The sequence below is a fragment of the Peribacillus sp. FW305-BF15 genome (assembly GCF_058783805.1).
This window is the reverse complement of the sequence record NZ_JBYSYV010000014.1, coordinates 108,762-132,708: the sequence shown is the minus strand read 5'-3', so window position 1 is coordinate 132,708 and position 23,947 is coordinate 108,762. Positions and strand designations below refer to the sequence as shown.

The 23,947-nt window shown below is 40.5% G+C and carries 29 protein-coding genes, 1 pseudogene and 1 riboswitch; of the genes and pseudogenes, 22 read left to right on the top strand and 8 right to left on the bottom strand.

The genetic code is table 11. The annotated features are described in order from the left end of the window. Nucleotides 1–25 precede the first annotated feature (25 nt). The 13 genes from AC3WLU_RS16435 to AC3WLU_RS16375 all read left to right on the top strand — a co-directional run bounded on the left by AC3WLU_RS16435 (nt 26) and on the right by AC3WLU_RS16375 (nt 8,504). A complete protein-coding gene (locus AC3WLU_RS16435; protein WP_492597577.1) occupies nt 26–163 on the top strand; it encodes a hypothetical protein in 138 nt (45 codons plus the stop codon). Then, nucleotides 160–558: a cysteine-rich VLP protein gene (locus AC3WLU_RS16430; protein WP_492597576.1), complete on the top strand. Its 399-nt coding sequence runs from the start codon at nt 160–162 to the stop codon at nt 556–558. The genes AC3WLU_RS16435 and AC3WLU_RS16430 overlap by 4 nt, the downstream gene beginning before the upstream one ends. A gap of 115 nt (nt 559–673) precedes the next feature. Continuing rightward, nucleotides 674–868: a hypothetical protein gene (locus AC3WLU_RS16425; protein WP_492597575.1), complete on the top strand. Its 195-nt coding sequence runs from the start codon at nt 674–676 to the stop codon at nt 866–868. A 107-nt stretch (nt 869–975) separates the two neighbouring features. Then, nucleotides 976–1,749 (top strand): hypothetical protein, encoded by a 774-nt coding sequence (locus AC3WLU_RS16420; RefSeq protein WP_492597574.1) that lies wholly within the window; start codon nt 976–978, stop codon nt 1,747–1,749. Nucleotides 1,750–2,145: 396 nt separating this feature from the next. Beyond that, entirely contained in the window at nt 2,146–2,820 is a 675-nt protein-coding gene (locus tag AC3WLU_RS16415) for a hypothetical protein (protein ID WP_492597573.1), read from the top strand. Further along, the gene (locus AC3WLU_RS16410; RefSeq protein ID WP_492597572.1) at nt 2,817–3,149 is read left to right on the top strand and encodes a hypothetical protein; all 333 of its coding nucleotides are present in this window, start codon (nt 2,817–2,819) and stop codon (nt 3,147–3,149) included. Before AC3WLU_RS16415 ends, AC3WLU_RS16410 begins: the two co-directional genes overlap by 4 nt. 156 nt (nt 3,150–3,305) lie before the next feature. Continuing rightward, entirely contained in the window at nt 3,306–3,584 is a 279-nt protein-coding gene (locus AC3WLU_RS16405; RefSeq protein WP_492597571.1) for a lipocalin/fatty acid-binding family protein, read from the top strand. A gap of 323 nt (nt 3,585–3,907) precedes the next feature. Next, on the top strand, nt 3,908–4,249 hold the full coding sequence (locus AC3WLU_RS16400) for a hypothetical protein (protein ID WP_492597570.1): 342 nt from the start codon (nt 3,908–3,910) through the stop codon (nt 4,247–4,249). Further along, entirely contained in the window at nt 4,239–5,825 is a 1,587-nt protein-coding gene (locus AC3WLU_RS16395) for a tape measure protein (RefSeq protein WP_492597569.1), read from the top strand. Before AC3WLU_RS16400 ends, AC3WLU_RS16395 begins: the two co-directional genes overlap by 11 nt. 144 nt (nt 5,826–5,969) lie before the next feature. Next, nucleotides 5,970–6,155: riboswitch (cobalamin riboswitch) on the top strand. 241 nt (nt 6,156–6,396) lie between these two features. Further along, the gene (locus AC3WLU_RS16390) at nt 6,397–6,735 is read left to right on the top strand and encodes a YolD-like family protein (RefSeq protein WP_492597568.1); all 339 of its coding nucleotides are present in this window, start codon (nt 6,397–6,399) and stop codon (nt 6,733–6,735) included. 74 nt (nt 6,736–6,809) lie between these two features. Continuing rightward, on the top strand, nt 6,810–7,004 hold the full coding sequence (locus AC3WLU_RS16385; RefSeq protein WP_492597567.1) for a hypothetical protein: 195 nt from the start codon (nt 6,810–6,812) through the stop codon (nt 7,002–7,004). A gap of 43 nt (nt 7,005–7,047) precedes the next feature. Next, the gene (locus AC3WLU_RS16380; RefSeq protein WP_492597566.1) at nt 7,048–7,377 is read left to right on the top strand and encodes a phBC6A51 family helix-turn-helix protein; all 330 of its coding nucleotides are present in this window, start codon (nt 7,048–7,050) and stop codon (nt 7,375–7,377) included. 755 nt (nt 7,378–8,132) lie between these two features. Then, complete coding sequence (locus tag AC3WLU_RS16375) at nt 8,133–8,504, top strand: hypothetical protein (protein WP_492597565.1); 372 nt, start codon at nt 8,133–8,135, stop codon at nt 8,502–8,504. 576 nt (nt 8,505–9,080) lie between these two features. On the opposite strand, the gene AC3WLU_RS16370 is transcribed toward AC3WLU_RS16375, so the two are convergent. Together AC3WLU_RS16370 and AC3WLU_RS16365 are read right to left on the bottom strand one after the other, a co-directional pair. Further along, nucleotides 9,081–9,371, bottom strand: coding sequence for a hypothetical protein (locus tag AC3WLU_RS16370; RefSeq protein WP_034305321.1), 291 nt, complete (start codon nt 9,369–9,371; stop codon nt 9,081–9,083). A 407-nt stretch (nt 9,372–9,778) separates the two neighbouring features. Then, nucleotides 9,779–9,985 (bottom strand): hypothetical protein, encoded by a 207-nt coding sequence (locus AC3WLU_RS16365; protein ID WP_492597564.1) that lies wholly within the window; start codon nt 9,983–9,985, stop codon nt 9,779–9,781. 475 nt (nt 9,986–10,460) lie between these two features. Here AC3WLU_RS16365 and glsA point away from each other — a divergent pair, with 475 nt between their 5' ends. Continuing rightward, a complete protein-coding gene (gene glsA, locus AC3WLU_RS16360; RefSeq protein ID WP_413002669.1) occupies nt 10,461–11,402 on the top strand; it encodes a glutaminase A in 942 nt (313 codons plus the stop codon). Nucleotides 11,403–11,528: 126 nt separating this feature from the next. Here the strand turns inward: glsA and AC3WLU_RS16355 are convergent, their stop codons facing one another. Together AC3WLU_RS16355 and AC3WLU_RS16350 are read right to left on the bottom strand one after the other, a co-directional pair. Beyond that, a complete protein-coding gene (locus tag AC3WLU_RS16355) occupies nt 11,529–11,723 on the bottom strand; it encodes a hypothetical protein (RefSeq protein ID WP_098864911.1) in 195 nt (64 codons plus the stop codon). Then, on the bottom strand, nt 11,710–12,231 hold the full coding sequence (locus tag AC3WLU_RS16350) for a tyrosine-type recombinase/integrase (protein WP_052137229.1): 522 nt from the start codon (nt 12,229–12,231) through the stop codon (nt 11,710–11,712). The genes AC3WLU_RS16355 and AC3WLU_RS16350 overlap by 14 nt, the downstream gene beginning before the upstream one ends. 358 nt (nt 12,232–12,589) lie before the next feature. Here AC3WLU_RS16350 and AC3WLU_RS16345 point away from each other — a divergent pair, with 358 nt between their 5' ends. The 3 genes from AC3WLU_RS16345 to clpP all read left to right on the top strand — a co-directional run bounded on the left by AC3WLU_RS16345 (nt 12,590) and on the right by clpP (nt 14,566). Beyond that, nucleotides 12,590–12,916, top strand: coding sequence for a hypothetical protein (locus tag AC3WLU_RS16345; RefSeq protein ID WP_413002657.1), 327 nt, complete (start codon nt 12,590–12,592; stop codon nt 12,914–12,916). A 327-nt stretch (nt 12,917–13,243) separates the two neighbouring features. After that, nucleotides 13,244–13,951 carry a sigma factor gene (locus tag AC3WLU_RS16340; protein WP_492597563.1) on the top strand — a complete coding sequence of 236 codons (708 nt, stop codon included), beginning with the start codon at nt 13,244–13,246 and terminating at the stop codon, nt 13,949–13,951. Nucleotides 13,952–13,981: 30 nt separating this feature from the next. Further along, the gene (clpP, locus tag AC3WLU_RS16335) at nt 13,982–14,566 is read left to right on the top strand and encodes an ATP-dependent Clp endopeptidase proteolytic subunit ClpP (protein WP_413002655.1); all 585 of its coding nucleotides are present in this window, start codon (nt 13,982–13,984) and stop codon (nt 14,564–14,566) included. 125 nt (nt 14,567–14,691) lie between these two features. Here the strand turns inward: clpP and AC3WLU_RS16330 are convergent. Then, nucleotides 14,692–14,787: pseudogene (locus tag AC3WLU_RS16330) on the bottom strand (alpha/beta hydrolase); the annotation flags it as partial. 160 nt (nt 14,788–14,947) lie between these two features. On the opposite strand from AC3WLU_RS16330, the gene AC3WLU_RS16325 reads away from it, so the two are divergent. Further along, nucleotides 14,948–15,535, top strand: coding sequence for a DUF6241 domain-containing protein (locus AC3WLU_RS16325; protein ID WP_098186835.1), 588 nt, complete (start codon nt 14,948–14,950; stop codon nt 15,533–15,535). 149 nt (nt 15,536–15,684) lie between these two features. Here the strand turns inward: AC3WLU_RS16325 and AC3WLU_RS16320 are convergent, their stop codons facing one another. Together AC3WLU_RS16320 and AC3WLU_RS16315 are read right to left on the bottom strand one after the other, a co-directional pair. Further along, nucleotides 15,685–16,578 carry a TauD/TfdA dioxygenase family protein gene (locus AC3WLU_RS16320; RefSeq protein ID WP_492597562.1) on the bottom strand — a complete coding sequence of 298 codons (894 nt, stop codon included), beginning with the start codon at nt 16,576–16,578 and terminating at the stop codon, nt 15,685–15,687. A gap of 29 nt (nt 16,579–16,607) precedes the next feature. Then, entirely contained in the window at nt 16,608–17,597 is a 990-nt protein-coding gene (locus tag AC3WLU_RS16315) for an ABC transporter substrate-binding protein (RefSeq protein ID WP_492597561.1), read from the bottom strand. 381 nt (nt 17,598–17,978) lie between these two features. Between AC3WLU_RS16315 and AC3WLU_RS16310 the strand changes: the two genes are divergently transcribed. Further along, the gene (locus AC3WLU_RS16310) at nt 17,979–18,746 is read left to right on the top strand and encodes an ABC transporter ATP-binding protein (RefSeq protein WP_063577319.1); all 768 of its coding nucleotides are present in this window, start codon (nt 17,979–17,981) and stop codon (nt 18,744–18,746) included. A gap of 22 nt (nt 18,747–18,768) precedes the next feature. Beyond that, nucleotides 18,769–19,602, top strand: coding sequence for an ABC transporter permease (locus AC3WLU_RS16305; protein WP_413002646.1), 834 nt, complete (start codon nt 18,769–18,771; stop codon nt 19,600–19,602). 61 nt (nt 19,603–19,663) lie between these two features. Here the strand turns inward: AC3WLU_RS16305 and AC3WLU_RS16300 are convergent, their stop codons facing one another. Then, on the bottom strand, nt 19,664–20,833 hold the full coding sequence (locus AC3WLU_RS16300; RefSeq protein WP_197483726.1) for an ATP-binding protein: 1,170 nt from the start codon (nt 20,831–20,833) through the stop codon (nt 19,664–19,666). A gap of 628 nt (nt 20,834–21,461) precedes the next feature. Between AC3WLU_RS16300 and AC3WLU_RS16295 the strand changes: the two genes are divergently transcribed. Next, nucleotides 21,462–22,391: a glycerophosphodiester phosphodiesterase gene (locus tag AC3WLU_RS16295; protein WP_057275547.1), complete on the top strand. Its 930-nt coding sequence runs from the start codon at nt 21,462–21,464 to the stop codon at nt 22,389–22,391. A 156-nt stretch (nt 22,392–22,547) separates the two neighbouring features. Then, nucleotides 22,548–23,687, top strand: coding sequence for a zinc-dependent alcohol dehydrogenase (locus AC3WLU_RS16290; RefSeq protein WP_098864918.1), 1,140 nt, complete (start codon nt 22,548–22,550; stop codon nt 23,685–23,687). Nucleotides 23,688–23,947: the final 260 nt, after the last annotated feature.

The following is a 23,947-nucleotide window of genomic DNA, read 5'->3' as shown; positions in this document are numbered from 1 at the left end:
TACTAAATTAAATCGGAGGTGCGTGATGGAATTAATTACTGTAAATGAATATTACGGCAACAGCTTTGTATCGGAAAGATTAGCTTACTACATTGGGCCCGGAAAGATTGAGTATGTACCTGTGAAAAGAGAAGAAGAGGAAGGGGAAGAGGGAATCAAATGAATCAACGCAAAGTGAAGTCAATGCGCAGTAAATTATCGCGCCTCGCAAAAAACGAGTGTGCTAGTTATAAAGACGGCGCTTGCGCGGTTCAACGTTGTGGACAGTGCATCGTCGCTATTGAAACGGATTCAATGCCCGGTAATGTTTGCGGCTATTTTGTTCGATCAGTATTGCCCGCAGTTCCGGAGCTTCATGCCGAGTATGTAGATACTTTTCCGAAGGGCCACGCTTTACGTAATGAAAAACCGAAACTGTCCGATTGCAAACGGTGCGGAGAATCTTTCGAAAAGGGCGGAAACGCAGCCAAGTATTGCGGTGATTGTCGGGCGTTAAACGATCGAGATAAAGCCAGGGCTAGAAAGCAGAAAGAGCGCAGGGAAATGTCACGGGATTAGGACGCTAGAAACGTTGATATATAAGGCTTTATAAATACAAAAAACGAGTAGTGGCTATGAATACCCTACTTGTCGGAAATTTGCACTCTAAAAGCGTGACAGGAGGGAATTACAAATGCATACCGAGAAACAACTCGACTACCTAGAAAAAATCGCCATAGCTAAAGACGAGATCCGAGGCCAGGTAGTTTTGGAGGCCATAAAAGGTCAGGAGCCAGACGTTGAGTATTATGAAAAGCAGCGCCAGAAGATTGCGGAGTACAATCGCAAAATAACCGAGCTGGCGAAAAGGGAGGACGAACCAGGATGACGTTTTTTCTAAAATGCTGTAAAGAGTGTGGTTACGTCATATGATTTATAGCGCAAATTTAGTGGAGTAATGCAATTCAAAATTAAACTAAAAAGGGGATTAATAAAATGACAAACTTACAAACGATTAAAGAAAAAATCGAGCAAGCATACGACTTGAAACACGCATCAACAGGAGTTTATCGCAAATGGCAGGACGACTACAGGGCAGAAGTTAATAAAATCAGCAAAAATCGCAATTTAACGGACAGTGGTAAATTCAAACTGAAAGAATTATTGGCCGAAAGGAAGACCGTTGAACTTATGAAGTTGTCAAAATCTCAACATGACCAATATCGCAGTATACTGAGCGAAGCACAAAAGGAAGCGAGAAGGGTTGCCGACTCTAAACCGGCCGCAGTAGACAAAGCAATTGCGGAAAGATTCGATAAGTCATTCGGAGAGCTTAAAACCGCAGTTATGCTTGCAACTCCGGAAAAGGCAATCAGAATCCTTAATGAATTTGTAGAGGGAACAGAAGAGCCGGCGCTAGTTGACCGGATACGCGCCGAGTTTTCTTCGATCATTGCGCCTGTAATCGGGCAGGCCAAGCAAGAAGATAAAAATAAACTTATAGATTTATTCGAGCATACTCAACGCAAGGCAAAAGGCGCAGAGGTAATGGAAGCCGAGCAACTTATGGAGCAAGCCGAGGGAATGAGTGGTCAAAAGTTCTTCAGCCTAGCCGTAATGGACAGAGTAATCGAAGTCCACGCCGAAGCTAAAAAGTACCTCAACGACCCGGACGCTTTTTTCGAGGAGTATCCCGGTACTGAGAAAATAAATACAAAAATGCGTACTGAAGAAGAAGTAATTTTGGAAGCTGCAAGCGAAGTCGACTAAACGGCCGCCCTTCACGGGTGGCTTTTTTATATTAACTGAGAAAAGGGAGGATTGAATGAGTTGTGAAAAAACAAGAGAATTTTATGACTTCACCAATAGCGCCAAAGGATGATGCATTAGGGATGGAGTTTAACGATAACTACGGGTGAATTGAGGTGAATGTTGGTGCCGCCGCATTATTAATGATTTATTGTAACTGTTTGAGCGTACCTTAATATAAATATATTTAGGGGGGAGAGGTGCGACATTTGAGCAAGTACACATTAAAATGCTATCTTTTTGCTGTTTTATTGCCACCATCTGTTGTAATAATATTTTACCTTTTAATGAAAATTTTATATAATTACTTGGCTTTATAAGCTATACTCTTTTTATAAAATAAAAAGGGGATAAGCAATGTCTAAGGAACAATTAATTCAGCTACAAATAGTCTTGTTTTTCGAAGAAGAAGAGAAAAGACCAGATAAATTAATGAACAAAATTGATGATGCATTAGAGGGCATATTTGATCAAATGCCAACCATATTACCGATTCCAGAAGATGCACCACCAGAAGTTCCGAGAGTTATAATGAAAAGTGCTGATGGGAGATACGGGTGTAATATAGGTAAATCACGAATTGATTATACAGTTAATTATTTGGGTTCTACTACTTCAGTTTCTGTTCTCCTAGAAAGTTTCCTTGATCAAATCAGATCATTCTCTGCGTTAGTATTTGGTTATAAGGATATAGTTAGGTTTGGCTTTGTGGGTCATTACTTTTTCAAAAATAAGGACCCATTAAAAAAAATACAAAATAAGTATTTAAAACAGAACCTAGGGGAATTAGAAGAGCTATCTATTAGATACAATAAAAGATTTGAAATGAAGGGTCTTTTAATGAATGATATTGTAGAAATCAGTAAAGGTGAACTTTCTGAAACTGGAAAATCTCCACAATCAGGTGTTTTTTTACAGAGAGACATGAACAATGTACCAGAAAGTGAATTGAATATTGAAGATGTTATATCTATAATTTTATCGAAGAAAAATGATTTTAAGTTGTCTGGTATTACGGAGTTAGTTCAATGAGTGAAGGAACATCTTCAACAACAAGGTTAAATCAATCTTCAGCCACCAATAAAACAGCCCAAGAAGCTTATATGAATCAATATGTTGTGCCTAAGCCACAAACAGTTGCTCAAATTCGGGCTTCTGGAGAAGTAAAAACTAGATTGGGGATATTATGGTTTGTGGGTATTATTAGTTTATCTTTAACTATAATTGGTGGGGTATCTATTTTAAAAGATCCAGCTAGTGCAAAAGATGTTTGGGTGATAATTGGACCTATAATTTCAAGTGCTGTTACAGGTACTGTCGCCTTTTTTACGGGAGAGAATAAGGGTAGAGACAGTAAATAATAAGGGTACTTGGTTGATGAAACTATATAGCCCATTTTAAAATCTAAGTCGTCCCAACGGGCGGCTTTTTGCGTTGTTCTAAAAACCACCAGAATGAGCTGTTGACCAAGCTTTAAACTAAAGACTGGGGAAAAATAGATGAAAAGGAGTGAGTTTATGAGAGAAAGAGGAAATCGAATCGAACCGCAACGCCAAGGAACGGGTAAAGGAAATAAAATAATTACCTTCCCAACATTTCAAGTCGGCGCAGTTGTTGGATGTACGGGCGCATCCCTTACGTTCAAAATATATACGGAAAATACGACTGAAACGTTTACATTAAAAAATGGAGAAAAGTTTAGCGAACATACAATGCCATTTAAGAAGCTTGAAATTATCGCAGCATCAAATGACGGCTGGTATTACGTTACTTCCGAAGACCTGGACGCAAGGTAATTAATCGCCCCGATGAACGCTATTTCTAGCCATGATTAGCGAAGAGGGAAATAATGGCCCCTGAGTTTTTTTTGGACGTCCGATTACCCCCGGGCGTCTTTTTTATTTATCCGGAAATGGCAAATAACACCATTCGCCATTATGACGGGTGTGAAATAGGACGTCGACAGCCGTAGCTCATCGCTGGACACGAATCAAATACGGCGCCGACCTTAACGTAAGTATAGTACGTACGATTCGAGAAATAAAGGTATTAGACGTGATGAACGGACGATTGGCAACGTCCGGAGAGCGTATGCCGCAAATTAAAAAGGGGTGACGAAATGGAGTATCAAGCATTATCACACGCAAGACTGAAACGTTTAATCAGTTTTACGATTCTAGCGCAGAAAATCACGGAGCCAGGACGAACAAAGATATCGAATAAGCTGATAAGCGAGTTAAAAGATTCTCGGCTTGCTTTAATGTCTGCAAAAGACGACGAGCTGGTCGGTAAAATCGCAGCCAACAAACTACTTATTCTAGACGAGCTTATTCCGTATTGTAATGCAGTAAACGAAGGAAACACGCAAGCCGCGCGACTACACTTCGAAAAGGCTCAAAGCATCCACGAGGAAGGAGATCGTTATATGGACGGATTGGAGGTGAACGATAATGGCATTTAATTTAAAAGCAGTCCTTTCCCTTGATGGCAATAAATTCGTCTCAGGAATGGACCGTGCGGAAAAAGCAACGAAGAGAACCCAAAAAGCAATGGATTCGATGGAACGGACAACGAACCGGACGGGGCGAACCTTTAACAGCATAGGCGGAAGTGTAGGATCAATGACTCGAGGACTTGGCGGATTGACTGCCGGACTGGCGGGCGTTGCTGCCGGATTCGCTGCCGTCGAAGGAGCAAAGAAAGTATTCGAAAGTACGGTACTCGAAGCTGCAAAATTTGAGCAGTCGAATATAACCATCGGCGCCATGTTCGACAGCAAAAAGCTATCGAAGCAGTATACGGATATGGTCGATAAATTCGCGGCAAACTCTCCGGTTATGAATTCGCAGGATATGTACGGGAATTCTAAGTCGTTTATTCAAACTTCGAAAAATATCGGGCAACTCGAAAAAATGTGGGATCTCACACAGCGTATGTCCGCAGTCGATCCTATGCAAGGCGTTGAAGGATCAGTTTTCGCTTTGCGTGAGTTATTTTCTGGCGATTCACAGTCGATGGTTGAGCGATTTGAAATGCCGCGGAAAATTATGAACGAGATTAAGAAATTACCATTAGAGCAGCAGCTATCTGCGTTAGATAAGTACTTCAACCGTATAGGAATGACTACAAAGCTTATCGATGACATGGGCGGAACAACGCTCGGATTATGGGCCCAAGTGCAGGAGAAATTCCAACTAGTGCTGCGTGATATGGGTGAGCCAGCGTTGAAAACAGTATCCAATTTCTTAAACAATGCGCTCGATCGGTTGGGTGGAGAGGATATAAAACGCTTTTCGAATATCGGAGCTAAGTGGATTGATAACATCCTAACCGGCCTGACGAACAGCGCAATTAGGGTGTACGACTGGTTTTCCGCGTTGACAGCGTCTGACGAGTTCAAATCGAAAACAAGCCTTTCTGCAAAGGTAAGCTTTATCATTAAAGACGTGTTCGAAGCATTTAGGGATTGGATGGACGGGACCGGTCGAAAACAGTTGGAGAAATCCACGAAATTCCTTATGGAAGTAGCTGCAGCCGGATTAAGCGATGCGCAAGGGCCCATTGTCGACGTAGCTACGGATATCGGCATTGCGATCGGAAAGGCGCTCGGTTCAGCCGCCGGTAAGGAGATCAAGTCCTCTGTTGACGGATGGCTTAGTAATATAAAAATTCCGGGAATGGCCGGTGTACAGATTGGCGGAACAATCGGAAGAAAAATCGCAGAGGCCTTCGGAGATAGTAATCCAGGCACATCGTCGTCGAAAAAGAAGAATACCTACCGCCCAATCGCAGGACAACGGGCGCATAATGGGGGACTTGACTACGTACCTTACGACAGTTATCCGGCATTGCTTCACAAAGGCGAAACAGTACTGCCACGTGAGGAAGCAAATAACCGTAGAAACAGACGCGGTGGCCAACCAATCAACCTAACCGTTAATTATTCGGGTGGCGGTCGAATGGATGAGCAAGAGATGAATCGTTTTTCTGAATTCCTAGTACGGAACATCACAAAAGCAGCCGAAGCAGGCGCTTAATAACGTAGGGGCTCCTTCGGGGGCTTCGTTTTTTTATTGAAAACATTGAAATAAAAGGTTAAATATGGTATGATTTTCATGAAAATGAGTTGTGGATAAATTTTAAAAGGTCGAAATAGTAGCGTTTTATAAGTTTATCTGACTCATAATTATATAAGTAAAAGTGCCAGTGATGGCTGAAAAGGGGAAATCCGGTTAAATCCCGGAGCTGTTAACGCAACTGTAAGTGTGACGAAATGAGTGACGGGCTGTGTTCATCGATACAGTTTAGTGACCTCAAAGTAGGATAATCACGAGTCAGGCCAGACCTGCTTAAAACTTTGATTTTTAAAGTGGAGAGAGGTGAGCGTGTATAGCTATGGATTTTTTATTAGATTTCTTTAATCAGCCTATAATTCAATCGGTACTTGCAATATCAATCGCTAATTTAATTTGGGATTATAAAATTTCTATTAAAATTGAAAAAAGATAAATTATGCCTCGACTTCGGTCGGGGTTTTTATTTTATTTTAAATACAGAACGTTTGTTCGTGTTATAATATCGTTATCCATAACGAAGGGAATGACGGAAATGACAATACGTGACCGCGGAAAACTAAAGTGGGCACCGGCCGCCTTTCTACCGGAATATACGAAGATGCTGCGTGACTTGGACACGGATTATCACCGACAACAAAAGCCGATTATTGACGAGTTTCAATTCGAAGAGTTTGATCAGCGTATATGCTACGCAATGGAATTTAATTTTGCCGTGAAGATTACGAAGTGGGTGGACGGCTTTAATTACGAAATAGTTGGACGCGTACATTACGTTGATCCTATAAAAAGGGAGGTACGGCTTAAAACGGAAACTGACGAAGTGGAACGCGTAAAGATGACGGAGATAATTGCGTTGGAGGTTCACGAATAGAAAAACGGACATAGTGGTTTATATCTTCCCTCCTAGAGAAACGCTGTAAGAAACGGTGTTTAGGAGGAATTAACGTGGAAGAAGAAAAGAAGAAGCCCTTTGAGTATACGATGAAGAGCGGTAATACTACCATAATCATTCATTCGGATTTACTTAAGTTAACAAAAGAAGAACAAGCGCAATGGTGGGAGGATGAAATAAGGAAGGGTAATAAAAAGGTGCTGGCGATAATTGAGGCGATGAGAAATGGTTATAGAAAATACGATTAGGCTGCCCTATTAGGCGGCTTTTATATATTCGAGGAGGAAACGCATGAGGAAACGTAGCAAGCAACCTTCGCAGGTTCCGCCGTTAGATAGGCGTCATTACATGGCGATAGAATTAATGTCGAAGCCGTATTTCGATAAGAAGAAAAATCGTAGACGCTGGCTATCACGTCAAGAAATTGCGGACATAGTCGGAGTATCACGAATGCAATTATATCGCTGGGAACAACGGAAGGACTTCGAGAAGGAGCGCGCCAAGTATTCGAGGCAATGGCTCAATGCGAAATCACCTCGAAATAGTACATTAGTAAAGCAGGCGCTGAAGGGCGACCTTACGTCTATAATCCGCATAATGCAGGCGCACAATCTCTTATGATGGGGTACGGAATCACAACGGTGTCCAATAATCGGAAATTAGCTAAATTCGACTGAATGTGGTTATAAATGCCGTTATATCAACGTTTATCGACGGATATACTTACGCGAAGGGTAGTTACAAAACACCACTTTTGCGTACATTTTTACTGCACGGTGCTCCTGGCGGACGTCGGCCTAAAACGTTTTGAGAACGGTAATATATCGTAAGGCTGCACGGGTTACCTACCGGAGATAACGCGGTAAAACTCAGGGGGTTATCGTATGCAATACGGGCGGATCATCTTGCGGAGAGCATACGGTATAAACTGCGGTATACCAACGATGTATGGATAATGTATAATCCGATAATAATTGCGTTTACACTAACGTAGTAATGGCGCGGTTTGTGATAGGGGAGAACTACCACTAATCTCTATTATGTAAACTAAAGCTAAAGATTTCTGTATTCGAAATACAACGCAATGTATAAAACGAGCGTGCAATTGCCGTGCCAACGCGGATAGATATACGGAATTACCCCGAACACCCGTTCGTATATCTCTGCATCTGCTGTACTAACAATCCGCGAAGTAAAAATTCACTTTGGGGGGTCCCGTTAGCTGTAAAAAATTTCGCAGCAAAAATTTATTCTCAGGGGGTCAATTTACGCAATTCTAACGCAAGTATACGAAGGTTACACGCTGGATTATTATGGAAATAACTCTGTCATATTCCGATAGATTGCCGTTATACTGTAATTATGGGGGCGATGATATGAGCGATAAGAAGCTGATCGTAATAATTATCGGGATGTGCTTAGTATGGCCAATATATACGGCACTAAATAGACAGCAACCGATGGAAGCATCCGGAATGACTGCGGAAGAACGTGCTGAGAACGATAATGCTGTTCTAATGGAGGAACTGGAGTCGCAGGACATTGTAAAAAGCGTCGAAGTTAAATATGAATATGAATCAATTTCGGTACACCTCGATATTCCCCGCACAGAGCAGTACGCCAACCAGACGGCTGACGATATTGAGGACGCTGTAAACGAGGCACTGGATGAGCGCAGGGGTGATTTAACTATCGAAGAAGATTTCACGGTATATGTTTACGATGTAAACGAACGCCCAATAAGGTAGAAAAAGCGACCGCAATTATTCCGCCTTTCTTCTATTATATAGTACGACGACATTCGTTTGCATATTTCGACATTTACGGGTATACTATCGTTAATCTGATACGGTCGTACGCGACGGTTGAATCCGTCTGATTTGCCGAACAATCTAACGCCAATGGTGACGGCGTTTTAACGGATATATTTAACGTAGATACTTTCCGCACGACTCAAAATCGTGTTCCTCTGGAGTGCCGGTTCGACCCCGGCCACCGGTATCACCAATAGCGAAGGATTGCTATTACAAAAAGCTTCACACTTAATTGTGTGAAGCTTTTTTGTGTTCATGACACTACAAGATCAAATGATTTTCCATCACTCAAGAATGAAGGAAAAGTGAAACGAAGGAGCAAACAAACATCATGGGAGTGATTAAGGGTATTAGGATATCATGTGATACACTGTGACAGACGCCTATTGAAGCCACAAAACGATACATGAATTCTCCATTAAGGAGCACGTTTGTTACTACGATTAAAAAAAAACGAATGGTCAAAGAGTATTAACTCTGCCATTCGTTTCGTTAACTTTGATAAATGATTTAGAATTCAATATTCATAGCATTCAAGTCTGCTTCGGTATAGCCAGAAGCGGAGAGTGCGATTTCAATTTTTTCAGCAGCCTTATAATCAAATAATTTGAATTTAGACATTAATGCGAAGGCATTTTGATTTTCGATCGCCAAGGCAACAGCCTCCACGTCTTGCAGTAACTTCAGGTCTTCGATGTAGAATTGAGCGGTTCTCATAGCTAAATACTCATTCGTTGTAGTCGAACTGTAGAAAAGCCTTGTTAAAGTGGCGATTGCGTTAGGAACGAAAATCTTATTCATAATTACCCCTCCACTATTCATAATATTCTGTCACCCGAGTCATTACTAGTATGAGTCACTCTAAAAATGTTGTCAATCTTTATCTTTTGAGCATTTTTACTCACCAGTTGAAAGTAGGTATATATTGAAATTGAGTAATAAAATATCTGAGACTTTTCCAAAGGCAAAAATCATTGCACCGGGTGCACGACGTAGGCGAAAGAATGAAGTTTTTTTACGAAACGAACCAAATTATATCTACCATGTTGATTCAAGCTCGATCGTTAGATCTCAGGCTCGATCATAACCAGTTTGATTATATACTTCTTCTATTTACTTTATTCAACGCCATTTTTTTAGAAATTCTTTCAATGATGAGATCGTTTCTGTGCTCGAAAATTTTAAAGGGCTTAGGAATCAACAGATCCTTATAAACTGTAAAGAAGGCGGGCTCCCACATTCCGCAGCTCTCCAGGTGAAACACTATCAGCCACAATTATTTGCATGGTTCTCGTAGCTGTCATTCGTTTGTCTGGATGCTTCAGTTGTAGCTGCTGTTGTATCGCTCGGAAAAGTTCATTATTTTCTGGACGGTTGGCGTTATAGATTTCTTGTAAACTTTTTGATTTTCCCATGACCTTTCCTACTTTCCATCAAGTGTGAAATACATATAAAAGCTTATGCAATAATATTCGTATGTTCTATATTTCCGTCTGATCGCTTCTAATTCCTTCTTTTTTCAATTAAATCTTTAAAGAACAGAGAAGGTTGCCCCTGTTTTTTTACAAGGCGTTAGACCACCTGTCTTACAGCTTGACCTTTGTTATATATGTTGTTGTTTTTCTTTATTCTTTAAAAAAGAACCTGTGCATTAAACAGGAGTGAGGTATAGGAAGACCTTATAAAGGGTGAATTAAATTCAGTAAATAATAAATGGAGGAGCATATAAAAATTTCTTTAAAGAATTATTATATAAGAAATCCAAGACCAGAAAAGTAGCCGCTTAGCAGTATTTTTAATAATATCGATGGAATATGGCAATAAATAAAAAAACACTATCAAAGAATACTTCACAAAACAAATTTTCTAAGGGGCGGAATTGTGAACAATATGGGATGTCAATGCAGGTCCAATGACGAATTACAGCAACTGGTTGATGAGGCAAAAAAATATACGAGTAACGGAACAGTGGCAAACTATATACCGGCTCTTGAAAAGGCGAATCCTGAGGATTTGTCTGTTGCTATTTATTATCCTGACGGGAAAGGATATTGTGCGGGGAATGTAAGCGGTAAAATGACCCTTCAAAGCATATCAAAAGTTTTGACACTTGCTCTTGTATTAATGGAAAAAGGGGAGGATCATGTTTTTTCCTATGTAGGAAAGGAACCCACTGGGGATCCTTTTAATTCGATTGCCAAGCTAGAGACAAACAAGCCATCCAAGCCGTTAAACCCCATGATCAATGCAGGAGCATTGACTGTGACTCACATGATTGAGGGTGCCAGTGTAACCGAGCGATTTCAGCGTATTTTACATTTTATCCGGGAGTTGACGCAAAATCCGAATATCGGCTTTAATGAAGATGTTGCCCGGTCAGAATATAATACAGCAGACTTGAATAGGTCGTTAAGCTATTTTTTAAAGCAGCATCATGTAATAAATGAGAATGTGGAGGAGTTAATCGAATTGTATTCGAAGCAGTGTGCCATTGAAATGGACAGTCAGGATTTAGCGAGGATAGGCTGTGTGCTTGCCATGAATGGGAAAGATTTACTGACGGGAAAGCAAATCATCCCAGGGGACATTGCCCGTATTTGCAAGACATTCATGGTTACCTGCGGCATGTATAACGCATCAGGTGAATTTGCCATTAATGTTGGCATACCGGCTAAAAGCGGTGTGTCAGGGGGAATCATGGGGGCCGTCCCCGGAAAATGCGGGATTGGAATTTATGGTGCAGCGCTGGATGAGAAGGGGAACAGCGTTGCCGGGATAAAAATCTTGGAAATGATGGCGAAAAAGTATTCCTTAAGTATGTTTAATTTGTAAACATGGAAACCAGTACCGAGTCAGTCGGATGTTAATTGAGTTCAGTGTATAGCCTTAAGGAAACAAATTTTACTTTCAAGGCAAAAAAAAGACCTTTGCACATAAGGGCAAGGTCTTAGGACTATTTCATAACAAGTTGGAGAAAAGGGATACTTTTTTATATAAAGCATTTACCTCTTTATTTCGATGTTCCCCGATTTCATTTTTTAGCTGGCCTTCCATATCGATCATTAGATCAGCTAACTTCAATGCCTTTTGTCTGTCGGAAATATTGCTGCGAATGATAGATTCATATTTTGCATTGTATTCAGTCAGTGACATTTCTTCCGTCCTCCCATAGTGTAAAGTCATATAAGCTGCCCTCTGTTCCTTCATCAGCAACCCCAATGTACTTAAGTGTAATTACAGGGTGTGAATGGTTAAGGATCATTTGTAACTCAGCGAGGTTCTTACTACGTTTATAGTGCCAGTACCCGAATGTTTTCCGCATGGTATGTGTACCGACGCCCTCGATGTCCACCATGTCCGCTGCTTTATTAAGCTGTCTGTATGCTTGTATCTTACTTATTGGCTTATCGCCCTTGCGTGAGGGGAATAGCCATTCACCATCAATGGTGGCTATATAGGCGGCCAATTCATTACATATGGTATTAAGCTGTATCATTCTTGGCTTTTTTGTTTTCCCTTCCTTGATGATGACCTCCATCTTGCCTTCAATGTCCTTTATCTTCAGCGATAATAGATCAGTCACCCGTAAGCCGGTATTGATGCCTAACAAGAACAATATGTAGTCTCTCTCGCTGCAATGTCTTTTCAATGACCATTTCATATCATCTAATTTTTCCGATGATCTGATTGGTTGAACGTCTATTAAATGTTCTTTTGGCAAAAGTGATCACCCTTAATTCACGCCAATGGAATCAGTATTTTGAATGTATACTTTTAAGAGTAACACTGTCAAAGGAGGGAAGTCAATTTGAGGGGTATATTGATATTTTTTGGACTGTCCATTTTATAGGAATCGGAGTATTTTTAGTTGTTTATTGAATAATGGCAATAAAGACTTCTGGAACTTGATATAATGAAAATAGTAATATTTTTCTAAACTAGTGTTATTGATGGATATTTAATAGATGAATTAATTCATTCTGAATGTAATATGCTTTAGCAGGATTGGAGTAACCAACATGAAGAGAGATTTGGCTATATTGAAAAAATTACTGCCTATAATGTCAAGGTTGATTACCATGGCAATTATGGTTTTGGTTTTTTACTGCATGTTCATGTTCGCAGACCTGGATAGTGAAAAGTCAGACAGCGAGCGTCATAACGTGCGGTCGGTGAATTTTGAAGAGATGAGCGATCAAGAGTCTGAAGAAAAGCCAGCAGGTTCTATGGTGAACTATTGTAAAGATAGCGCTAATGAGAGTCGCTCCTCCAGTTGGTTTGGTATGGAAGTAAACGAAATGGAACCTAGCGAATACACGGTCGAATGTATTGAACACTTGGAATAGCAGCAGAGTTCCTATGAACAAATTAAGGATTCACACAAAGGCATCAGATACTTTACATCCAAGCGTCTGGCGGGCTTATTGGAATGGAGCGGAATGCACGGGAGTAATGGTCTACACTGAAATGATTGTGATGAGCCGGGTACACAGCGGGGGAGGCCTATATTAGCCTGTTTGGATCTTAACCAAACAGGTTTTTAGTATGAAAGGAAATCCAATGGAAAAAATGGAATAGAATATAATGAAGCATGAAGGAAAATTTTTCACCCCCATATCTTTTTCTCTTTCTGAAACGTTTAGAGGATAGAGGGTGTTGAAGGAGTGAGAAAAATGATAAATAAATTGAGGGAAGATATTTCTGAAGAAAAGGATAACGGTACAATTTTGCGTGAAGTTTATCCTGAATTGATTCGGTTTTGCCGATTTCTGACCCAAAATAATTGGGATGGGGATGATTTGGCTCAGGAAACGATATTGAAGGCAATGCAGGGCTATGGGAAAAAAACGGTGATAACCACAGCTTTATTGAAGACGATAGCCCGACATTCCTGGATTGATACGATACGAAAAAGGAAAAAAGAATCTTTAGACGATCTGTTGGATACCGAACAACTGGGGGCAGTTGGGGGAAATGTCTTTGAAACTGTTGAATATATAATAAAATCCCTTACCCCGAAACAAGCGGTAGTGTTCATATTAAAGGAAGGATTCCTCTACCGGTCAAAAGAAATCTCAGATTACTTGAACACCACGGAAACGGCTGTAAAGGCAATCTTGAACCGTGTGAAGAAGCGTTTTGAGAATGACGTTGAAGATCGTAGGTTGTCTTGCGTGGAAGTTTGGCAGGATGAGGAGGAGCAGCGTCTCATGTCCCTGATGACACAGGCTATAAAAGCCCAAAATCCTGATATCCTCATTAAAAGCATTCCATCTTTCAAATCCCTGAACAGTGAGTCGATGATTCCTAAACTGATGAATCGTTCGAATCTTTCCAAATCAAGCTTCACTCCTTCAAACACACTCTCAATGGCTGCATAGCCAATATTATTGTTAGGAGGAAGAAGAGATATGACCACCATTCCATATGTAATTGAGCAATCCAGCAAGGGTGAGCGCTCGTACGATATTTATTCCAGACTTCTAAAAGACCGTATCATCATGATTGGGGAAGAAATCACCGATCATTTAGCCAATAGTGTGGTTGCCCAATTGTTATTCTTGGCAGCAGATGCACCTGATAAAGAAATTACCATCTTCATAAACAGTCCCGGGGGATCGACCAGTGCCGGTTTCGCCATTTATGATACGATGCAATATATTAAGCCTGATATCCGGACTGTATGTACGGGGATGGCCGCATCATTCGGTGCCATGCTTTTATTGGCGGGTACGAAAGGGAAAAGGTGCGCTTTGCCAAATAGTGAAATCATGCTTCATCAACCGCTTGGTGGCGCGAGGGGGCAAGCAACGGAAATCGAAATTTCTGCCCGAAGGATTTTGAAGCTAAAGGATCATATCAATCAAATCATCTCCGAAAGGACCGGTCAGCCTATCGAAAAGGTGGCGAAGGACACAGATCGCGATTACTTCTTAGGTGCAAATGAGGCGAAGGATTACGGTATAATCGATGAAATAATCGATCAGGATAATTAATTCTGATAAAGACGCCGGCTGTACGAAAACGAAAAGAAACTGCCGATATTAGATTGGCAGTTTTTTTTACCCTTTTTACATTACTCCATCTATTTATTCACAAAACCCCATACCTTGTTTCAATACTATTCAAAATGCACTACCTCAGCTTCACAATGCCCGGCACCCGGTATTATCAATTTGTCTTTGTATACTGTTGCTGCATTATATGTGTCATCCAGTATGCAATAAGTGACGAATGAATCTTCTGGATAAAATGGAATGGTATGTTGGGTAATTATCGATATCTGGGTTTGGATGTCTTCCTTTTCTGGATAGTCCATCCATTTAATATGTTAAAATAAATAGTATCTGACATTATTAATCTTGGAGGAAGTTTTTATGAAGAAACCGCAAAAGGTTTTACTTATTAGTGGAATCTCTGCTGTTGCATTATTCGGGGTGGGGGTTGCTTCCTTTAAAATCATGGAGAACTCCAATGAGTACGAAAAAGCTCAACTCGTAATGGAGGCCAGGGAAGCCAAAGAACAAATTGAAAGAGAAAGAGAAGATGAAAAAATCGAAGCCAAAAGGGAAGCGAAAGCTAAAGCTGCGGAACTTGAAGCGAAAACGGCGATATATGATGGGATTGAATTTGAAACGGGACTTGATGAGGGCTCAACCGAAACGGAAGTCATGGACGTCATGCATAAAATGACTCATCAAAAGGTTCGCTCGCAAGATAAATGGGGAGCTATACCGATGTCCCCTAAGATTATAGAAGAAGTTTATAAAATAGTGGATTCAAGTGATTTTCAGCATAGAGATAGATTGCTGTCCATCGCTGCCCGGTGGCGAGATTTTGATTTTAGCACGATCGTTCAGGACCATAACTTCTTTTGGGAAGATAAAGAAGGCACCGTTGGAAAAGCCCATGGAACATTAAGTCGGGCAGAAGAGGTTGAATTCATTGAAGTTAATTTTAAATGAGGGGAAAGTACTGAAAATGCCAAAGGGCGAGTTGGCTAGTTCTGCTCAATAAAGAAAACACTCAAACTTCCTGCAATAAGGCCGTTTGAATGTTTTCATTCGCTTATGGTTCAGTCAAGTAATGGAAGCTTACCTTCGATACAGGAGTTTTATTTCTTAACAATTAGTCTGCTGGACTCGTTCTCCTTGTTTACGGGAACGTCTTTTCCTACTGTGACCCTGCGAACGACGCGGTGCTGGTTCCCGTAATCGGCAATAGCGTAATGCTGCGTGGCTAGGTTATCCCAAATGGCCACGTCGCCTTCACTCCATTGCCAACGCACGGTATTTTCTAAGCGCGTGACGTATGAATCGAAGATGCTTAATAATCTTTCGGATTCACTTGTTGTATAGCCTTCCACTCTACCAGCAAAGCCACCTAATAACAAATGCCTTTTTCCGGTTTCGGCGTGTACGTGAACGACTGGGTGCCTTGTTTTATAAATGGTCGATTCGAATATATCACGATATTTCTTTTTAACCTCATCATCAATGTTTTCGGCTGGTTTGAATTGAGCATAATCATATTCATTTGTATGGATTGCCCATAGTCCGTCCGCTAATTTCTTCAATCCATCCGGCAGGTCCTCATATGCTTCATTCGTATTGGCCCAAACTGTATCTCCGCCAACATCAGGGATGGTTACCCCTCTTAAAACAGAGTATTTAGGAACCTCTGGAACGAAAGTGACATCAGTGTGCCAATGGTTTGCTTTAGCACCGCGTTCGGAGTCAAGCTCGAAAATATAGTTAGTATTATCTTTGACCGGTACTGTAGGATGTGCATAAGGTTCACCCAATAGTTTGGCAAATGCTTCTTGGCTGGCATCGTCCAAATGATTTTGACCTTTGAAGAATATGACTTTATAATCGTTTAACGCTTGTTTGATTTCATTGAAAATAGTTAAATCCAAGTCTCCGTTTAATTGCACTCCTTGAATTTCCGCTCCAATCCTTCCTGCTACCGGTACCACTTTCAATTGTTGTGTTTTAGTTTCCGTCATAATCAATCTCCTCCTGTAAGGTTAGTTTTTTATTTTTTAAAGGCTTCATCAATGTATTCATTGTTGATCTGATTTTTAAAATTAAATGATTTCTTGATATAACCCACACCAGCTAAAGTATCGATGGATTCTTGTTGTGCTTTGATGGCATCTTCGGTAAAGAAGATATTTGGTTCTTCGGCCGTTATTATTGTCTTGACCGTATCGACTGGCAATTTAGTTTCTTTGGAATAAATTTCAGATGCTTCATCTGGATTTTCAATTTGCCAGTCGGCTGCTTTTTTATAAACCTTTAAATAGGCCTCGACAATTTCAGGATGCTCTTCGGCAAAGCCCTTACGTGCAATGATTGCACCAGGAGCTAATATTTTTCCTTTTACTTTAAGTGCGACAGCATTCCCTTTTTCAATATTATTAAGGTAATAAGGGTTCCATATTGCCCAGGCGTCCAATTTTTTTGTTTCAAAAGCCGCTTGAGCATCATCTGGTTGCAAATTGATGAGTTTAATGTCATCAGTCGTTAAGCCATGGGCTTTCAATGCCTTGATTAAATACACATGACCCGTTGTCCCCGAGGCAACGCCGACCGTTTTTCCTTTTAAGTCTTCAATCTGCTTTATATTACCTTCCGCTTGAGCCAGGATCCGGACAGATGACTCACCCCGGCCTGTTTGTGCAATCACTTCGAATGGCAGATTCTTATCAATGCCGGCAATCAGTGCACCATCCCCTAAAAAGGACAGGTCAACCCGATTGGAAGCAAGGGATTCCAAAAGCGGGGGGCCACTCTGGAATTCACTCCATTCGATTTGGGCATCCAATTTAGAAAACTCTTCGTTGAACAATCCCTTTTCCTTTGCAATGACCAATGGTCCCATCTTGCCATTTAAGGCAATATGAACTTTCAGTGGATCACTTTTCCCGGAAGCTTTGCCGGCATCGGAATTACAGCCTGCCAATACAGCGATGCTAATGATGGCAAGTAGTACTGCGGTTAGATGTTTACGATATTCCTTCATGAATTCCCTCCTTTTTTACAGCTATACACATCTGGATAGCCAGACTAATGACAAAAAAGAGATTCAACGAAGAGTTTGCTTGGTTACTCTTCATTGAATCTCCGGTAGTCCAGTTGATTCACATGACCTTTATTTAATTGGCTCCAGTGTGAAGCGGATTTGTGTATGAATGCATCTTAACAGCTGTTAGAATTATCTGTCAATTATTTTTTTACGATTAATCCGATAAAATAAATTGGTATTAGGTGTTGATTATAAATAATCGATAAGTTAATATAAAATGAAATATTGAATCGACTAGTTAACTAGAGATTCAGCAAGGGACAATTTGTGCCTTATTGCTGGATCTCTATTTTTTTTATTTGAGAAAGGGTGAGGGGATTGGTTGCGACATTAGAAATTAATCAGGTAAGCAAAACATTTAAGAATGAGAATGAAAGTGTCCATGTTTTGGATCATTTAAATTTGACCGTCAACAATGGTGAGTTCGTAACCATCATTGGTCCGAGCGGCTGCGGGAAAAGCACATTATTAAAGTTGATCGCAGGACTTGATTCAGACTTTGATGGCACGATCATGGCAGGGGATCTTAAGGTTAGCGCCCCATCTAAAGACCGTGGTTTCATTTTTCAGGAGCACCGATTATTTCCATGGCTAAACGTGGAGAAGAATATTGCAGGTAACCTTCCATTAAAGAAACCGGACATTCGAAAAAGGGTGGATGATTTGATATCACTTGTTAAACTAAAAGGTTTTGAGAAGGCGTATCCACGCCAATTATCCGGAGGAATGTCGCAGCGTGTTGCCATTGCCAGGGCCTTATTGCGTAATCCTGAAGTTTTATTGCTGGATGAGCCATTCGGTGCATTGGATGCATTCACGCGAACGCATCTTCAAGAGGCTTTACTGGAAATATGGGAGAGGAATAAGACAACGATGGTGCTTGTCACCCATGATATTGATGAATCCATCTTTTTATCGAGGAAGGTGGTCGTCATGGATGCAAAGCCTGGACGGATTAAAGCTATCGTTCCGATAGATTTGCCATACCCAAGAACCCGAACAAGCAAAGCGTTCCAGGAATTCAGGTCCGTCATATTAACACAACTTGAACATCATCCAGCAGAGGTGGAAGATTGGAGCATTTAATTGAATTTTTGAAAAAGGAAGGATGAAAATTATGTCTACACAGACCGTTGCACAAAACAAGCACCTTGTCATAAGGGAAACGACAAAACAATCCAAACTTGCCAAATCGGCATTGCGGGGTTCGGTCCTTCCCGTTGTCGTGTTGATTGCATGGCAAGCATTAGGTTCGGTTGGCATCCTGCCTGCCCAATTGTTCTCATCCCCTTTCTTGATCGTCATGACGTTCATTGATCTCGTCCAGTCGGGGGAAATGGGCATGCATTTACAGATCAGTTTAACGCGGGCTTTTCTAGGCTTTGCCTTAGGTGGGTTTTTAGGCTTATTGTTTGGTGTCATCGTTGGGATGCAAAAAAAATCCGAAGAGTATCTTAACCCAAGCATTCAAATGTTACGAACGGTTCCTTTACTCGCGATCACGCCTTTATTCATTATGTGGTTCGGGTTTGGTGAACTATCAAAAGTGCTGCTTATTGCTTTAGGTGCTTTTTTTCCTCTATATCTACAAACTTTTTTGGGTCTTCGGAATGTGGATAAAAAACTCTACGATGTTGCCCTAATCTTGGAGTTTAGCCGTCGGGAACAAATAACGAAGCTCATGATTCCGGCAGCATTGCCTAACATATTACTTGGTATCCGTTTAGCCTTAAGTGCGGCTTGGATGTGCCTGGTCGTCGCTGAATTGCTTGGTGCGGATAGAGGGGTCGGCTTCATGATCCAGGATGCCCGTTCATTCATGCAAACGGACGTCGTATTCGTAGGCATCATCATATTTGCCCTCGCTGGTAAAATCTCAGACTCGTTTGTCCGCCTTTTAGAAAATCATTTGCTGAAATGGCAAGATAGCTTTAAAGCGTAATTGAAAAAGGATGACCGCCCGGTGATGGGGGGTCATCCTTTTTCTTATTAGGTATGTATGTTTAATCTATTTTATTATATAAGGGCAAATAAATGGTGAACGATGTTCCTTTGTTCACTTCGCTCTGTACCACGATTTTCCCTTTGTATTTTTGAACGATGGAATAACAAACGGTCAGGCCGATACCGGTTCCCCTATCTTTAAGCGAGTAAAATGGGGTGCCAAGTATTTCAAGCTGCTCTTTTGATAAACCTATTCCTGTATCCGTTATTCGTATTTTTGCCATAGTGCGTTCCTGCTCTGTTTCCACCTTGATGAATCCGGGTTTGTTCATTGACTCAATTCCATTTTTCATGATATTGACCAGTATCTGTTTAAGCTCGATGGGATTCATGTTAATGTGCAGGTCGTCACGGAAATCGAGAAGAAAGCCGATGTTGCGATTATTGGCAAAACTGGTCAATAGGTCGGAAATCTTTTGGATTTCATCATTTAAAGGAATGACCTGTACATTATCCGTTTGCGGTTTAGCTAAAGACAAATAGTCATTGATAATCACTTGTGTATATTCAAGTTCCGTAAGCATGGTCTGTACATAAAATTTTTCCGTTTCATTCAGTTCCTTCTCTTGATCTAATAGCTGGGCAAACCCTTTAACGACTGTAATCGGATTACGTATCTCATGTGCAATGGTGGCAGCTAGCTGTCCGACTGAGTTCAATTGCTTGGCCTGCTGTATTTCCTTATGAAATGCATTATTGGATTCCATCCTATTATTGGTTCCTATGAATACGAATACCAATATGATTTGTATAGCGATGAAATTAAGCGTGTTGCCGAAACTATCCAAAGCGACATATTCATAAGTGTGTTGAAGATCCGTTTTTGAAATGATCAAGATGGAAGCGGGACCTAATATGATATTTAAAGTGGCCACAATATAAAACCCGATCTTATCAAAGAGAAAAATGGGAAACAAGGGTGCTATAGCAAATAAGGCCAGCATGATGGCAGTATCCGGGAATATCCAAAACTTGCTATAAAAATAAACAGTAATTAAGAAAATGAATAGGGTTTTATAAAAATTGACTTCTGTTTTTAAGAAAAATAACAGAGAAATTATCATCCCCGATATTAAAATGACCTGTAATGTCATCTCGTAGGGATTATCTTTCCAACTTATAGGTGATACAGAAATCCCAACTAATAGTAAAAAGGATATCATTGCCATGAAAGCCTTCAGTATAAATCGGTGTTTGTTTTGATAATATTGATAATTTTTTAACATAATTCCCCTTAGTATTAATATTCTGTTTGCTTAATAGTAATATGATACTAGTTTTTTGTAAATCAGAAAAAGATAGATTTTGTCATCGATAACCTTTCTATCTATATTATGGAAAGGGAAAGGTGTGCCAACATTGGTGCGTCCTTTCCGATATATGGGATTTATCGTCTGGAAGTTTGGTTTATTATAGGTATGGAAGACTTAAATTGTTTGAATAAGAAGCATGACTTGCATAAAAGCGGAGTAAGGAGTTAAGAAATGCGGAGGGTTTGGAAATATTTAGTTATAATCATTTGGACGATCGTTTTTTTCTACTATTTCAATATGTACATGCCAAGAAACATTTTATATTTTTTTAGAAAAAGAGGCTTTTAGGAGGCTTCTTATCATCAATCAAACAATAAAGTTTTCATTCAACTTTTTGGTTGGGTAGAACGAACTGCGTGAATGCCCTGTTTTTGATAGGTTATTTTAACCATTTTAACTACTATATTATTTCTTTACATTATATTCGCTGTAGATTCACATTCCCCTTTTAAAATAATGGTAATAATAGGAGGGAGAGAGGGAAATGAAAACGAATCTAAAGAAATTCGGTTTTTGTATGATGAGCGCGGCCTTTATATTGCAGGCTACTTCAATGGGGGCCTCCGCTGCAAATGGAAATCATTCCAATTCATCTATTCATGAGAAGAAAATTGTGAATGTCGCACATAGGGGAGCTTCTGGTTATGCACCTGAACATACCATTCCCGCTTATCAAATGGGAGAACAAATGAAAGGCGACTACATAGAAATCGATCTTCAAATGACCAAGGATGGTAGATTGGTAGCAATGCATGATGAAAAAGTGGATCGTACAACGAATGGTACTGGACTTGTGAAGGATTTAACGCTGGCAGAAATCAAGAAACTGGATGCCGGTACTTGGTTCAATGAAAAATATCCACAATTGGCAAAAGAGGGATATGAAGGGTTAAAGGTCCCTACTCTTGAAGAAGTCTTTAAGAAGTTTGGAAAGAAGGCCAATTACTATATCGAAACAAAGTCCCCTGATGTGTATCCAGGGATGGAAGAAGAACTTCTGCAGGTTCTGGAAGAATATAAAATGGTGGATTCGAAGGGCCGTACAAACAATGTATTAATACAATCGTTCAGTAAAGAAAGCCTTATGAAGGTTCATGACTTGAATCCAAAGTTACCTCTTGTGCAACTTTTTTCATACAAGACCCAAGCAACCATTTCCGATGAAGAATTGGAATCCATAAAGGAATATGCAGTTGGCGTTGGCCCGAACTTCAGTAAAGTTGACGGACAATATGTGAAGATGGTTCGAAACCATGACCTCCAATTCCATCCATATACAGTAAATGAAAGAGCCGATATGAAAAAGGCGCTTGAGTGGGGTGCAACGGGGCTGTTTACGAATTATCCCGATGTGTTCAACGAGGTACTAAGTGAGTATAAGCACAAAGATAATGGAAATAAAGTTACTAAATAAATGGTTTCAAATGTGAGTTCCGGTTTCCGGAGCTTTTTTTTGTATCCAGGTGCAGCTAATGGGCGATTAATTCTTGGGGAAATTAGATGTCCATAGGCTTAGTAGTCTTTCGGACGGGTATATAAAATAAATCAAGAAAATTTTAGGAGGTTGATTATGAAGGCTGTAACTTTTCAAGGAGCAAAAGATATACAGGTAAAACAAGTTGAAGATCCGAAACTTCAGGAAAAGGATGATATCATCGTCCGGGTTACTTCAACAGCTATATGCGGGTCCGACCTCCATATATATCAGGGTGCTTTGCCGACGCATAAAGATTATGTCATTGGCCATGAACCGATGGGCATCGTCGAAGAAGTGGGTCCGGAAGTGACAAAGGTGAAAAAAGGAGACAGGGTTGTCCTGCCTTTCAACATTTCTTGCGGGCACTGTTATTATTGTGAACATGATATGGAGAGTCAATGTGATAATTCCAACCCTAATGAAGCGGTGGATACAGGCGGGTACTTTGGTTTTACGGAACGATATGGGAACTATCCAGGCGGGCAGGCAGAATATTTAAGGGTACCATATGGAAACTTCATGCCGTTTGTCATCCCAGAGTCATGCGAACTAGAAGATGAGTCGCTTTTGTTCATGTCCGATGTGCTGCCAACCGCATATTGGAGTGTAGAGAACGCTGGCGTCAATAAAGATGATACGGTAGCGATATTGGGCTGTGGACCGATTGGCTTGATGGCTCAGAAGTTCGCTTGGATGAAAGGAGCAAAAAGAGTCATTGCCATCGACAATCTACCTTATAGACTCAATAAGGCTAAACGGATGAATAAGGTAGAGGCGTATAACTTCGATGAATATAACGATATGGGCAGCTACATTAAGGAAATCACTTCAGGCGGGGCCGATGTAGTTATAGATTGTGTGGGAATGGATGGGAAGAAATCGACGATAGAGGCGATTGAGCAAAAGCTGAAACTTCAGGGTGGAACGTTAAGTGCGATCGAGATTGCCCTTAACGCCGTACGTAAATTCGGCACGATTCAACTGACTGGCGTATACGGTTCGAAATATAATATGTTCCCATTAGGCAATATATTTGAGCGGAACATTAACCTGAAAATGGGACAAGCACCAGTCATTCACTACATGCCAAAGCTTTTTGATGAAATCACGGCTGGAAAGTTCGACCCCACGGAAATCATATCCCATAAAGTCCCTCTCGAAAAAGCGAGTGAGGCTTATCAAATCTTTAACGATCATGAAGATGAATGTATTAAAGTGGTGCTAAAGCCGTAATCTGAAGCTCATAAAAAGTCCAATGCATGGAGTTGCATTGGACTTTTTGGTTATGTTCATAAATAGTTAATGGTGTATTATGGAAAAAAGTATAAAAGAGGTTTGAAATATGAATGATAGTTATGCCTTTGAACCGAAGAAATCAGGTTTACACTGATTTTTTTTACTATAATGGGTGGATGCGTTTCAGGGGAATCCGGAAATGTGACGACTGACCCTTCAATTGATGAAGGAGAATATGCCAAGTGAACTTGAATAAG

Bases quoted from the DNA above. Each gene is read 5' to 3' on its own strand.
- AC3WLU_RS16370 (WP_034305321.1), bottom strand. From the start codon at position 9,371: ATGAATAAGATTTTCGTTCCTAACGCAATCGCCACTTTAACAAGGCTT.
- AC3WLU_RS16325 (WP_098186835.1), top strand. From the start codon at position 14,948: ATGAAGAAACCGCAAAAGGTTTTACTTATTAGTGGAATCTCTGCTGTT.
- AC3WLU_RS16340 (WP_492597563.1), top strand. From the start codon at position 13,244: ATGATAAATAAATTGAGGGAAGATATTTCTGAAGAAAAGGATAACGGT.
- AC3WLU_RS16395 (WP_492597569.1), top strand. From the start codon at position 4,239: ATGGCATTTAATTTAAAAGCAGTCCTTTCCCTTGATGGCAATAAATTC.
- AC3WLU_RS16365 (WP_492597564.1), bottom strand. From the start codon at position 9,985: ATGGGAAAATCAAAAAGTTTACAAGAAATCTATAACGCCAACCGTCCA.
- AC3WLU_RS16305 (WP_413002646.1), top strand. From the start codon at position 18,769: ATGAAAATTATGTCTACACAGACCGTTGCACAAAACAAGCACCTTGTC.
- AC3WLU_RS16355 (WP_098864911.1), bottom strand. From the start codon at position 11,723: ATGTCACTGACTGAATACAATGCAAAATATGAATCTATCATTCGCAGC.
- AC3WLU_RS16350 (WP_052137229.1), bottom strand. From the start codon at position 12,231: ATGAAATGGTCATTGAAAAGACATTGCAGCGAGAGAGACTACATATTG.
- AC3WLU_RS16390 (WP_492597568.1), top strand. From the start codon at position 6,397: ATGACAATACGTGACCGCGGAAAACTAAAGTGGGCACCGGCCGCCTTT.
- AC3WLU_RS16430 (WP_492597576.1), top strand. From the start codon at position 160: ATGAATCAACGCAAAGTGAAGTCAATGCGCAGTAAATTATCGCGCCTC.
- AC3WLU_RS16400 (WP_492597570.1), top strand. From the start codon at position 3,908: ATGGAGTATCAAGCATTATCACACGCAAGACTGAAACGTTTAATCAGT.
- AC3WLU_RS16320 (WP_492597562.1), bottom strand. From the start codon at position 16,578: ATGACGGAAACTAAAACACAACAATTGAAAGTGGTACCGGTAGCAGGA.
- AC3WLU_RS16315 (WP_492597561.1), bottom strand. From the start codon at position 17,597: ATGAAGGAATATCGTAAACATCTAACCGCAGTACTACTTGCCATCATT.
- AC3WLU_RS16380 (WP_492597566.1), top strand. From the start codon at position 7,048: ATGAGGAAACGTAGCAAGCAACCTTCGCAGGTTCCGCCGTTAGATAGG.
- clpP (WP_413002655.1), top strand. From the start codon at position 13,982: ATGACCACCATTCCATATGTAATTGAGCAATCCAGCAAGGGTGAGCGC.
- AC3WLU_RS16435 (WP_492597577.1), top strand. From the start codon at position 26: ATGGAATTAATTACTGTAAATGAATATTACGGCAACAGCTTTGTATCG.
- glsA (WP_413002669.1), top strand. From the start codon at position 10,461: ATGGGATGTCAATGCAGGTCCAATGACGAATTACAGCAACTGGTTGAT.
- AC3WLU_RS16300 (WP_197483726.1), bottom strand. From the start codon at position 20,833: ATGGCAATGATATCCTTTTTACTATTAGTTGGGATTTCTGTATCACCT.
- AC3WLU_RS16375 (WP_492597565.1), top strand. From the start codon at position 8,133: ATGAGCGATAAGAAGCTGATCGTAATAATTATCGGGATGTGCTTAGTA.
- AC3WLU_RS16410 (WP_492597572.1), top strand. From the start codon at position 2,817: ATGAGTGAAGGAACATCTTCAACAACAAGGTTAAATCAATCTTCAGCC.
- AC3WLU_RS16405 (WP_492597571.1), top strand. From the start codon at position 3,306: ATGAGAGAAAGAGGAAATCGAATCGAACCGCAACGCCAAGGAACGGGT.
- AC3WLU_RS16415 (WP_492597573.1), top strand. From the start codon at position 2,146: ATGTCTAAGGAACAATTAATTCAGCTACAAATAGTCTTGTTTTTCGAA.
- AC3WLU_RS16290 (WP_098864918.1), top strand. From the start codon at position 22,548: ATGAAGGCTGTAACTTTTCAAGGAGCAAAAGATATACAGGTAAAACAA.
- AC3WLU_RS16425 (WP_492597575.1), top strand. From the start codon at position 674: ATGCATACCGAGAAACAACTCGACTACCTAGAAAAAATCGCCATAGCT.
- AC3WLU_RS16420 (WP_492597574.1), top strand. From the start codon at position 976: ATGACAAACTTACAAACGATTAAAGAAAAAATCGAGCAAGCATACGAC.
- AC3WLU_RS16345 (WP_413002657.1), top strand. From the start codon at position 12,590: ATGAAGAGAGATTTGGCTATATTGAAAAAATTACTGCCTATAATGTCA.
- AC3WLU_RS16295 (WP_057275547.1), top strand. From the start codon at position 21,462: ATGAAAACGAATCTAAAGAAATTCGGTTTTTGTATGATGAGCGCGGCC.